At 68.9% G+C, this 9,168-nt stretch carries 15 protein-coding genes; 10 read left to right on the top strand and 5 right to left on the bottom strand.

Features of this window, described 5'->3' with window-relative positions; translation table 11 throughout:
• Nucleotides 1-142 precede the first annotated feature (142 nt).
• Complete coding sequence (locus tag ACZ5YD_RS08525) at nucleotides 143-1,243, top strand: tubulin/FtsZ family protein (protein ID WP_379742342.1); 1,101 nt, start codon at nucleotides 143-145, stop codon at nucleotides 1,241-1,243.
• 60 nt (nucleotides 1,244-1,303) lie between these two features.
• On the opposite strand, the gene ACZ5YD_RS08520 is transcribed toward ACZ5YD_RS08525, so the two are convergent.
• On the bottom strand, nucleotides 1,304-1,570 hold the full coding sequence (locus ACZ5YD_RS08520) for an HAH_0734 family protein (RefSeq protein ID WP_379742339.1): 267 nt from the start codon (nucleotides 1,568-1,570) through the stop codon (nucleotides 1,304-1,306).
• Between the two features lie 101 nt (nucleotides 1,571-1,671).
• Here ACZ5YD_RS08520 and ACZ5YD_RS08515 point away from each other — a divergent pair, with 101 nt between their 5' ends.
• From ACZ5YD_RS08515 to ACZ5YD_RS08505, 3 genes are all read left to right on the top strand, one after another.
• Entirely contained in the window at nucleotides 1,672-2,628 is a 957-nt protein-coding gene (locus ACZ5YD_RS08515; RefSeq protein WP_379742336.1) for a rhomboid family intramembrane serine protease, read from the top strand.
• 119 nt (nucleotides 2,629-2,747) lie between these two features.
• Nucleotides 2,748-3,641 (top strand): endonuclease V, encoded by an 894-nt coding sequence (locus tag ACZ5YD_RS08510; RefSeq protein ID WP_379743062.1) that lies wholly within the window; start codon nucleotides 2,748-2,750, stop codon nucleotides 3,639-3,641.
• Nucleotides 3,642-3,714: 73 nt separating this feature from the next.
• A complete protein-coding gene (locus ACZ5YD_RS08505) occupies nucleotides 3,715-4,566 on the top strand; it encodes an SDR family oxidoreductase (protein WP_379742333.1) in 852 nt (283 codons plus the stop codon).
• An 88-nt stretch (nucleotides 4,567-4,654) separates the two neighbouring features.
• Here ACZ5YD_RS08505 and ACZ5YD_RS08500 read toward each other — a convergent pair whose 3' ends face one another.
• Nucleotides 4,655-5,812: an ArsA family ATPase gene (locus ACZ5YD_RS08500; protein WP_379742330.1), complete on the bottom strand. Its 1,158-nt coding sequence runs from the start codon at nucleotides 5,810-5,812 to the stop codon at nucleotides 4,655-4,657.
• A gap of 163 nt (nucleotides 5,813-5,975) precedes the next feature.
• Here ACZ5YD_RS08500 and ACZ5YD_RS08495 point away from each other — a divergent pair, with 163 nt between their 5' ends.
• The 6 genes from ACZ5YD_RS08495 (at nucleotide 5,976) to ACZ5YD_RS08470 (ending at nucleotide 7,828) form a co-directional block, all read left to right on the top strand.
• Nucleotides 5,976-6,242, top strand: a complete 267-nt coding sequence (locus tag ACZ5YD_RS08495) for a 50S ribosomal protein L37ae (protein WP_379742327.1) — start codon at nucleotides 5,976-5,978, stop codon at nucleotides 6,240-6,242.
• A complete protein-coding gene (locus tag ACZ5YD_RS08490) occupies nucleotides 6,242-6,376 on the top strand; it encodes a DNA-directed RNA polymerase subunit P (RefSeq protein ID WP_379742324.1) in 135 nt (44 codons plus the stop codon). Before ACZ5YD_RS08495 ends, ACZ5YD_RS08490 begins: the two co-directional genes overlap by 1 nt.
• Nucleotides 6,377-6,452: 76 nt before the next feature.
• Complete coding sequence (locus tag ACZ5YD_RS08485; protein WP_379742321.1) at nucleotides 6,453-6,794, top strand: KEOPS complex subunit Pcc1; 342 nt, start codon at nucleotides 6,453-6,455, stop codon at nucleotides 6,792-6,794.
• Nucleotides 6,795-6,852: 58 nt separating this feature from the next.
• The gene (locus ACZ5YD_RS08480; protein ID WP_379743059.1) at nucleotides 6,853-7,239 is read left to right on the top strand and encodes a prefoldin subunit beta; all 387 of its coding nucleotides are present in this window, start codon (nucleotides 6,853-6,855) and stop codon (nucleotides 7,237-7,239) included.
• Nucleotides 7,240-7,512 (top strand): DUF3194 domain-containing protein, encoded by a 273-nt coding sequence (locus ACZ5YD_RS08475; RefSeq protein ID WP_379742318.1) that lies wholly within the window; start codon nucleotides 7,240-7,242, stop codon nucleotides 7,510-7,512.
• 118 nt (nucleotides 7,513-7,630) lie between these two features.
• Nucleotides 7,631-7,828 (top strand): HVO_0649 family zinc finger protein, encoded by a 198-nt coding sequence (locus tag ACZ5YD_RS08470; protein ID WP_379742315.1) that lies wholly within the window; start codon nucleotides 7,631-7,633, stop codon nucleotides 7,826-7,828.
• Nucleotides 7,829-7,846: 18 nt separating this feature from the next.
• Here ACZ5YD_RS08470 and ACZ5YD_RS08465 read toward each other — a convergent pair whose 3' ends face one another.
• The 3 genes from ACZ5YD_RS08465 to ACZ5YD_RS08455 all read right to left on the bottom strand — a co-directional run bounded on the left by ACZ5YD_RS08465 (nucleotide 7,847) and on the right by ACZ5YD_RS08455 (nucleotide 9,145).
• Entirely contained in the window at nucleotides 7,847-8,113 is a 267-nt protein-coding gene (locus tag ACZ5YD_RS08465) for a HalOD1 output domain-containing protein (RefSeq protein ID WP_379742312.1), read from the bottom strand.
• A complete protein-coding gene (locus ACZ5YD_RS08460) occupies nucleotides 8,110-8,484 on the bottom strand; it encodes a hypothetical protein (RefSeq protein ID WP_379742309.1) in 375 nt (124 codons plus the stop codon). The genes ACZ5YD_RS08465 and ACZ5YD_RS08460 overlap by 4 nt, the downstream gene beginning before the upstream one ends.
• A 106-nt stretch (nucleotides 8,485-8,590) precedes the next feature.
• On the bottom strand, nucleotides 8,591-9,145 hold the full coding sequence (locus ACZ5YD_RS08455) for a GMP synthase subunit A (RefSeq protein ID WP_379742306.1): 555 nt from the start codon (nucleotides 9,143-9,145) through the stop codon (nucleotides 8,591-8,593).
• Nucleotides 9,146-9,168 lie beyond the last annotated feature (23 nt).

Raw genomic sequence — 9,168 nt, 5'->3', positions numbered from 1 at the left:
CGGGGCGGGATCGGTCGGCGACTCGGTTTGACGTCGGTCCGGTTTGACGTCGGTCCGGTTTGACGCCCGTTCGGTTGGATCCTCGACGTTCGTTCGGCTGTGCGGGGAAACCTTGATGGATCGGTCACACGGTGGTTCCCGTATGAAGGTCGTTCTCGTGGGCGTCGGTCAGGCCGGCGGCAAGGTGGCGACCGCGCTCGCCGAGTTCGACGCCGAGATGGGCTTCGACGCGGTTCGCGGGGCGCTCGCGGTCAACACGGCCGAGGCCGACCTCCGGTCGCTTCCGATCGACACCCTCCTGATCGGCCAGTCGCGCGTCAACGGCCACGGCGTCGGCGGCGACAACGAGCTCGCGGCGTCGCTCATGGACGAGGACGCGACCGAGGTCCTCGACGCGCTGTCGGGACGGATCACGGCGGAGGCGGAAGCGATATTCGTGGTCGCCGGCCTGGGCGGCGGTACGGGATCCGGTGGCGCACCCGTGCTCGTACGCGAACTCCGCCGCGTCCACGACGTCCCCGTGTACGCGCTCGGCGTTCTCCCCAGCCGCGAGGAGGGCGCGCTCTATCAGGTGAACGCGGGTCGGTCGCTGAAGACCGTCGTTCGGGAGGCCGACGCCACCCTGCTCGTCGACAACGACGCCTGGCGGGCGGCCGACGACAGCGTGGGGAGCGGCTACGATCGGATCAACCGCAAGCTCGCCAGGCGGGTCGGGCTGGTCCTGGCGGCCGGCGAGGCGACCGGCGAGGACGGCCGGGACGTCCCGGAGTCGGTCGTCGACACGAGCGAGGTGATACAGACGCTTCGTGCGGGCGGCATCGCGGCGGTCGGCTACGCGAGCGCGACCGCCGCCCCCGAGGCGGAAGAGAACATCTCGGCAGTGATGAGCACGACCAGGAAGGCGGTGATGACCGGGCTCAGCCTTCCGGAGGCGACGGAGGCGGACGCCGCCCTGCTCGTCGCGGCGGGCGAACCCGACCGAATCCCGCGAAAGGGCGTCGAGCGGGCGCGACGGTGGCTCGAGGAGGAGACCGGGAGCGCGGCGGTCCGTGGCGGCGACTTTCCGCTCTCCTCGGATCGGATCGCGGCGATCGTCCTGTTGGGCGGGGTCGAACGCTCGGCGCGCGTCGAGACGTTCCTCGAGCGCGCACGCGAGGCGGCACGGGAGACGGACGAACTGGAACAGGAGCGGTCCGACCCCGCCGCGGCCTTCGACAACGAGGACCTCGACGGGCTGTTTTGAGCGGCCTTCGGGAGAAGAGGGACTTTCGGATTCGGCGTCCGGGTGCGATGCGTGTGGTGTTCAGACCGCGAGGTCGCCTTTGGCCTTGATGACCTCGAGGTCCTCGGCGTCGATCGACTCGACCTCGAGCCAGTGGGGGACGTACTCGCGTTTCTCGAAGCTCTCTCGCTCGTCCTCGGTGCCGATCGTACACCACAGCTGGGGCTCGTCGGGGCCGTGCCAGTCGCCCTGGCGGTTCACGGCGAAACAGACCATCTCCTCGCCCTCGTAGTCGATCACCGCGTCGCGACGGATGCCGGGGTCGCCACGGACGATGAGGTGTTGCATGGCCGGCGGTTGGCGTCACCACCGCTTAATCGCTTCGGTAGCCGGTTCCGCCGGAACCGAGAGCCAAACCGCTTTACCGGCCCCGCCACAACGGGAGGGTAATGGCGACGTGCGACGAGTGTGGTGCCTACGAGAACCTCCCCTACCAGTGTCGCCGCTGTGGACGGACGTTCTGTGCGGAACACCGGCTCCCCGAGAACCACGACTGTCCGGGCCTCGGGGAGTGGGACGACCCATCGGGCGTCTTCGACAGCGGCTTCGACGACTCGGCCGCCGCGGACGCGCGGGACGGGTCCGGTTCACGGACCGGAACGAACCGATCTCGCTCCGTGACCGACCGCGTTCGCGGACGGATCGCCGCCGAGACCTCGACGGGCGGCCTGCTCGGCTACTTCCGCGGGAACCTCACGTTCGTGTTCCTCGCCGCGATGTGGACGACCTTTCTCGCCCAGCTCGTGGCGGCGGCATTCGTCGGCCAGGAGTTCTCCCGGTCGCTCTTCGTCCTTCGGCCGGACCACCTCGAGTACGTCTGGACGTGGGTCACCTCGGTGTTCGCCCACGGCAACTTCGCGCACATCGCGCTCAACTCCATCGTGCTCTACTTCTTCGGCCCCCCCGTCGAGCGACGGATCGGGTCGAACCGCTTTCTCGCGTTGTTCCTCGGCGCCGGCGTGATCGCCGGGCTCGCCCAGATCGGGATGGGGTTCGCCCTCGGCTCCGTCGGTCCCGGCGTCGTCGGCGCCTCCGGGGCGATCATGGCGATCATGGGCGTGCTCACCGTGTTGAACCCGCACCTTCGAGTCTACCTCTACTTCTTCATCCCGATGCCGCTTTGGCTGTTGACCGTCGGGTTCGCGGTCGTCAGCGTCCTCTTCGGGTTCGGCGGCGCGGCCGGCGGGATCGCCCACTGGGCACACCTCGCGGGTCTTCTCGTCGGGCTCGCCTACGGGAAACACGTCAAAGGCGAGATGCGCGCGCCGAGCCAGCTCCGGTTCGGCGGTCCGGGCGGTCCGGGCGGCCCCGGCGGTCCCCGCGGACCGGGCGGTCCGGGTCGGTGAGGATGTCCGACCGCGAGCGCGACGCGATCGAGCGATCCTCCGTTCCGTCCCCCGATCGGTCCCCCCTCGATCTCGCCCGACCCGAGTTCCTCCCCGATCCCGATCTCTCGCGGGGCGAGATGGAGGCGCTCCAGCGCGACATCGCCGACGTCGCGGTCTTCGAGGACGCCCTCGAGGTGGCTCCTGCCGACGTCGCCATCGACGACTCCTTCGACCTCTCGTCTGGCGTTCCGGGTCCGAGTTCGGATTCGGACTCGGACTCGGGCTCGGACTCGCATTCGGACTCGGACCCGCATTCGGACTCGGACTCGCATTCGGACTCGGACTCGCATTCGGACTCGGACCCGGTTCCCCCGGGCAGGCAGTCGACGCTCGGCGAGCAGTCGAACGTCGATCGGTCCGCGCCGATCGTCGTCGGAGTCGACCAGGCGTTCCTCGAGGATGCTGTCGTCTCGGCGGTCGTCGCCCTCCGGAACGGTCGGATCGTCGAGCGGACCCACGCCGTCTCCCCGCTTTCGATCCCGTACATCCCCGGCCTGCTCGCCTTCCGGGAGGGCGGCCCGATCCTGGACGCGCTCTCGACGCTGTCCATCGACCCCGACCTCCTCGTTCTCGACGGGTCGGGTCGCATCCACTTCCGGCAGGCGGGCATCGCCACGCACGTCGGCGTGCTCCTCGACATCCCCGCCGTCGGGGTCGCAAAGAGCCTCCTGTGTGGCGTTCCGGACGCCTCCGTCGACGAGCGCTCCGCGGGGTGGTCGACGCCGATCCGCGCCGCCGACGGCGTCGAGGCGCCCGCGGGCACCGTGATCGGCCACGCCTACCAGTCCCGGCAGTACCCGAACGAGCGGCGCATCAACCCCCTGTACGTGAGCCCCGGCCACCGGATCTCGGCGGAGACTACCCTGGAGATCGTCGAGGCGCTGTGTGCCGGCTACAAGCTTCCCGCGCCGACGCGGCTCGCGGACGCGTACGCCGACGAGGTGAAGCGGTCGATCCTCGCGGACGACTGACACGTTCGATCCGCCGGACGGTCCGTTCGATCGGAACGGTGGGAGTTATGGCCCTGCCGAACGAGGGGCGAGTGTGCAAGAGACGGTACTCATCACGGGCTGTTCCTCCGGGATCGGTCGGGCGAGCGCGCTCGCGTTCCTCGAGGAGGACTGGACCGTGTACGCGACCGCACGCAACCCCGCCGACGTCCAGACGCTCGGCGAGGCCGGCTGTGAGATCGCGACCCTCGACGTCACGGACGACGGGGACGTCGAGCGCGTCGTCGACCGGATCCTCGACGAGGAGGGCGCGATCGACTGTCTCGTCAACAACGCCGGATACGGACGGTTCGGACCGATCGAGGACGTCCCAGTCGCGGACGTCCACGACCAGTTCGACGTGAACGTCTACGGCCCCCACCGGCTCGCGCGGGCCGTCCTGCCGAGCATGCGTCGCGAACGGGACGGGACGATCATCAACGTCTCCTCGGTCCTCGGCCGGCTCTCGATGCCCGGAACCGGCGTCTATTCCGGCTCGAAACACGCGCTCGAGGCGATGTCCGATGCGCTCCGAAACGAGCTGGCGGAGTACGACGTCGACGTCGTGGTCGTCGAACCCGGCCCGGTCCGAACCGCGTTCTCCGAGCGTGCCGACCGTGAGGTCCGTTCGGACGATTCGTCCTCCAGTGGCTCCGACGACGGCCGGTCGGGCGCCTACGAGGAGTTCTACCGCGTCTTCGAGGACACCCAGCTCGTCGCCGGCGACGGGCCCGGATCGGTCGAGCCGGAGACGGTCGCGGACGCCGTCGTGAACGCCGCGAGCATGACGCAGCCGCCCGCTCGCGTCCAGCCCGGAACCCTCCCGCGTGCGGCCGTGCTCGCGCGACACCTCCCGGACGGCGTGCGGGACGCGGCATACGACCTGTTGCGGAAGCTCTCACGATAGCTCGATCCCTCGAACGCCGGGCGTGATCTCCGGTCCGTCACTCGAGTTCCATTGTTCGGCCGACCACCCCAGTTTCATCACCGGCCGGTCACTCCAGGCAGGTCGCGACGACCCGCAGCGCGTCCTCGCCGCGCACCTCGTCGGCGAGCAGCGGGACGCGTTTCACCTCGCGACCCCGGAACAGGTCGGTCGCCCGCGCGAGCGCGTCGCGCTGTACCTGCCAGCGGCGCTCGCAGAACGCACAGTCCTCGTGGTTCGGCGTCACGACCCACTCCGGATCGACGTCGGCGACGTCCGCGAGGTCCTCCATCACCCGGTTGACGACGATCGTCCCGACCGGAATTCCGAACTCGTCGAGCCGGTCGACGAGCCGCTCGGACTCCATCACCCCCATCTCCTCGGGGATCATCACGACGCGGAAGTCGGTCCGGTCGGGATCGCGAAGGACGGCCCGGAGGCGCTCGATCCGCTCTCTGAGGTCGTCGAGGTCGGCGCTCGGGTCGGCGTCCCCGTCGCTGGCGCCGAACATCCCCTTTATGCCCTCCATCATGCCGGAGAACTGCTGGCGCATCTTCATCACCCGGCCGATCATCGAGTCCATGATCTCCGGCAGCTGGAGCAGCCGGAGCGTGTGTCCGGTCGGCGCGGTGTCGACGACCACGCGGTCGAACCGCGGGTCGTCGAGGTACTCGAGCAGCTGGCGCATCGCGGCCGCCTCGTCCGCGCCGGGCATGGTTCCGCCGAGCAACCCGCCGAGGGGGCCCTCCCCGTCCGGGCCGGGTTCCGTCGCGTCCGGATCGGCGCCCGGGTTTCCTGTCCCGGCCATCCCGCCGAGATCGCCGAGTCCGCCGAGCGGATCGCCCTCGGCGCCGAAGAGTCCCTCCTCCATCGCGGCGTCCGGGTCGATCTCAGCCGCATAAAGCGGCACGTCCTCGCGGATCCGCGCCGGCCGCGGCGGGATCTCGACGCCGTAGGTGTCCGAAAGCGAGTGGGCCGGGTCGGTCGAGACCACGAGCGTCGCGGTCCCCCCGGCGGCCGAGGAGAGGCCGGTCGCGGCCGCCATCGTCGTCTTTCCGACGCCGCCTTTGCCGCCGTAGAGCACGTACTCGGGGGCGTCGACCCCGGTCGGGAGGTCGGCGTCCGTGGACGCCATCGTTCCCGACGGCCGATCGTCGTCCACGGCGTCCTCGTCTCCGGCCCGTCCCTCCTCGACGCTCTCGACCGGCTCGACGTCGATCTCGTCCATGTCCCGACCTCGTCGTCCGGACTTGTGAGCGCGTCGGTGTCGACGTCCTCCGCGACCGCCGCGATCGACACGCCGTCGATCGGCGGCGGACGCCCGTCTCCGGTTCCCACATCGGGAGCGACTCGTAGCCTTTTTACTCGTGCTGGCGGTAGGAGTCGGTACTATGGCCGAGAAGAAGGCACGATCGACCGGCAGCGCGGGTCGTTTCGGCGCGCGGTACGGGCGGGTCGCCCGGAAACGCGTCCAGGACATCGAGCGGGAGATGCGCGAGGCCACCGTCGACGGCGACTCCGTAAAGCGGATCGGCACCGGCATCTGGGTGAACGAGGAGACCGGCGAGACCTTCGCCGGCGGCGCCTACCGCCCCGAGACCCCCGGCGGACGAACCGTGCGACGATCGATCCGCGCGGCGCTCGCCGACGAGGAATAATGAGTTACCGATGCTCCCGCTGTAAGCGCGACGTCACGCTCGACGAGTACGGTGGCGTGCGCTGTCCCTACTGCGGCCACCGAGTCCTGCTCAAGGAACGCGGCGGCGGCATCAAGGAAGTCGACGTCGAGTAGACCCCGAACCGCGCCCTTCCCGCTTCGGATCCGACTCGACGATTCTCGCGCCGGTTCTCGATTCGATCCACCATCCATGACCGACTACGACGCTCCCGGTGGGCCCGATATCGCCGATATCGCCGAGACCGACGCCGACTCGACGTTCGTTCACGACCTCGTGGTCCGATTTCCCTACGCCGACGCCGAGCGCGCCCGGACCGTGGCGGACGCCCTAAGCCCCGAGGTCGACGCGATCGACGACGACCGATCGCGGGCCGACCTCGAGCGGGACGGCTCGACCGTGATCGTTCGCGTTCGCGCGCGCGACCTCGTCGCGCTCCGTGCGGGATTCAACAGCTGGACGCGGCTCGTCGACGTCGCGGAGACCGTCGCGATCGCCGGCCGGCGTGGGGCGGGCGGCGACGGGTCGGCGTGAGGGACAAAGTCGGGGGTTTTTCAGTCCGGACCGTCTCCTCCCGTGCATGCAGGGCAACATGCCGCCGGAAGCACAGGAGAAGATCGAGGAGCTGCAGGACCTTCAGGAGACGGCCCAGCAGGTCGCCCAACAGAAGGAGCAGTCCCAGACGGTCCTCAACGACTCGAAGACCGCCCTCGACGCGCTCGACGACGTCGACGAGGACGCCACGATGTACCGCGAGATCGGCGAGATCCTCGTCGAGACCGACTACGAGTCCGCTCGCGAGGACCTCGAGGAGACGGTCGACTCGCTCGAGGTCCGCGTCGAGCAGCTGAAAAAACAGGAGGAGCGCGTCCAAGAGCAGTTCGAGAGCCTCCAGGAGGAGCTCCAGCAGCTCCTGCAGGGCGGCGCCGGCGGCGGCGGTCCGATGGGTCCCGGCGGTCCGGGCGCCGGCGGCGCGTAGATGTCCGGCGAGGGTCCTGACGGGACTGACGAGCCGTCCGACGAGGAGGTCGTCCAGGCCGCCGCCGAGGCGGCGGAGGGCGTCGTCTTCTCCCGGTATCGACAGTCCGACGTCGACGATCTCGACGTCACCGTGACCTTCGAGGACGGCGTCCTCGAGGTCGACGTCTATCTGAACGCCCCCGACGGGGAGACCGATCCCGATCCGGACGCGGTCGCGGAGGAGGCGGTCGCGGCCGCCGGCGACGCGGTCGACGACCTCCTCGAGGTCTGATCGGACTTTACGCCTGATCGGCGTTTTTGAAGCCTGACGCGCCGAACCCCGTCCTTTTCGATCCGACCGTGTCGTGCGACCGATAGGTATTTCCCCGTTCCTTGTGTATTGTTACCATATGTCTGGAAAAACGATCGGAACCACGCCCCTCGACCGGCTCCGGGAGCGGTTAGATGCCACTCGTCGAGTCTGTGAGTCGTGCGGCTCCGACCAGTCCGACTCGCGGTGGGAGGCGGCAACCACCGGATCCAGAATCCTGTATCGTCTCGAGTGCGACAGCTGCGGCGCGCGGATCGAACGATCCTTCAGGCTGTAGGTCGCTCTCGGTTCGGATTCAACTCGTCCTCTCGAACGGCTCCCCCTCGAGCTCGCGGACCACCTCGCCGTCGACGAGGATCCGTCCGCTTCCGCGAACCGTCACCGTATGTCGTGGTACCCGAAACGTGAGCTCCCACTCGCGGTGGGGAGAGGTGACGAGCTTCTCGAGCGCCTCGGCGTCGATGTGCTCGTACAGCGTGTACTCGAGCTCGTGCGGCGAGACTCCCTCGACCTCCGCTATGGCCTCGACGACGTCGGGGATCACCTCGTATCGACGGGTCATCGATCCCCCCCGATCTTCTCGAAGAGGTGACAGCCGGTTCGAAGCCGCTGGGGTAGATCCTCGTAGCTCGCGATCGCCTCGAGAACCGCGGCGATCTCCTCGAATCGGTCCCCTCTGGACGCCTCGAACGGTTCCCGTCTCCACTCGATGAAGCCGGCGCGTTCCATCATGGGTAGGTGGTGGTGTACGAGGTCATGCGTGAGTCGTTCGGGGTCGAGCCGATAGTCCGGCATGTTCGCGGCCTCGGGAAGCGACAGCGATCGTTCCGGCGGTGACTCCATCAACGCTCCGATCAGCTGTCGACGCGGCCCCGCCGCCAGGGTTCGAAATATTCGGTGCCAACGCTCCCCGAGCTCCTCGATCGACTTCACGCGTTCCCCCCGCGTTCGACCCTGCCTCTCGGTCGTTCCTCACGATGTTCGAGTGGAACTGTTCCGGATCCAGCATAAACGTGTCGCCGCGTCTCAGCCCCGGAACTCACGGCGACTCACAGATCGCGAGGAAGTTCTCGAACACCGCCTCGCCCTCCTCGGTGTGTGCGACCTCCGGGTGCCACTGAACGCCGTAGCGGTCGTCCTCGACGTTCGAGATCGCCTCCGTCGCGCAGACGTCCGAGCTCGCGGTCCGGACGAACCCCTCCGGCAGGGTCTCGACCTCGTCGGCGTGGGACGCCCACACCCGCGTGGTCGGCGCCAGCGACCCGACGAGCGGATCGGTCTCGTCGTCGATCTCCACGTCGACGTCGGCGTACCCGCCGTACTCGCCGCCCGTGACCGATCCGCCCAGTTCCGCGGCCATGATCTGCATCCCGAGACAGATCCCGAGGATCGGCACGTCCAACTCGAGGTACTCGCGACAGCGGCCGATGCGGTCCATGTCGGGCCCGCCCGAGAGAACGATGCCGTCGGCGTCGATCTCGGCTGGCGGGGTGTCGTTGTCGATCAGCTCGGCGTCCACGCCGACGTCGCGCAGCGCACGACGCTCGAGGTGGGTGAACTGTCCGTGGTTGTCCACCACGACGATCCGGGTCATGGGGCCGTTAGGGCCGACCCATT

Source organism: Halopenitus salinus (assembly GCF_055397165.1).
Note: the sequence above shows the minus strand (reverse complement) of the source record. Positions and strands in the feature narration are given on the sequence as shown.

Bases quoted from the DNA above. Each gene is read 5' to 3' on its own strand.
- ACZ5YD_RS08480 (WP_379743059.1), top strand. From the start codon at position 6,853: ATGCCGCCGGAAGCACAGGAGAAGATCGAGGAGCTGCAGGACCTTCAG.
- ACZ5YD_RS08470 (WP_379742315.1), top strand. From the start codon at position 7,631: ATGTCTGGAAAAACGATCGGAACCACGCCCCTCGACCGGCTCCGGGAG.
- ACZ5YD_RS08490 (WP_379742324.1), top strand. From the start codon at position 6,242: ATGAGTTACCGATGCTCCCGCTGTAAGCGCGACGTCACGCTCGACGAG.
- ACZ5YD_RS08510 (WP_379743062.1), top strand. From the start codon at position 2,748: ATGGAGGCGCTCCAGCGCGACATCGCCGACGTCGCGGTCTTCGAGGAC.
- ACZ5YD_RS08475 (WP_379742318.1), top strand. From the start codon at position 7,240: ATGTCCGGCGAGGGTCCTGACGGGACTGACGAGCCGTCCGACGAGGAG.
- ACZ5YD_RS08495 (WP_379742327.1), top strand. From the start codon at position 5,976: ATGGCCGAGAAGAAGGCACGATCGACCGGCAGCGCGGGTCGTTTCGGC.
- ACZ5YD_RS08520 (WP_379742339.1), bottom strand. From the start codon at position 1,570: ATGCAACACCTCATCGTCCGTGGCGACCCCGGCATCCGTCGCGACGCG.
- ACZ5YD_RS08485 (WP_379742321.1), top strand. From the start codon at position 6,453: ATGACCGACTACGACGCTCCCGGTGGGCCCGATATCGCCGATATCGCC.
- ACZ5YD_RS08515 (WP_379742336.1), top strand. From the start codon at position 1,672: ATGGCGACGTGCGACGAGTGTGGTGCCTACGAGAACCTCCCCTACCAG.
- ACZ5YD_RS08465 (WP_379742312.1), bottom strand. From the start codon at position 8,113: ATGACCCGTCGATACGAGGTGATCCCCGACGTCGTCGAGGCCATAGCG.
- ACZ5YD_RS08455 (WP_379742306.1), bottom strand. From the start codon at position 9,145: ATGACCCGGATCGTCGTGGTGGACAACCACGGACAGTTCACCCACCTC.
- ACZ5YD_RS08500 (WP_379742330.1), bottom strand. From the start codon at position 5,812: ATGGACGAGATCGACGTCGAGCCGGTCGAGAGCGTCGAGGAGGGACGG.
- ACZ5YD_RS08525 (WP_379742342.1), top strand. From the start codon at position 143: ATGAAGGTCGTTCTCGTGGGCGTCGGTCAGGCCGGCGGCAAGGTGGCG.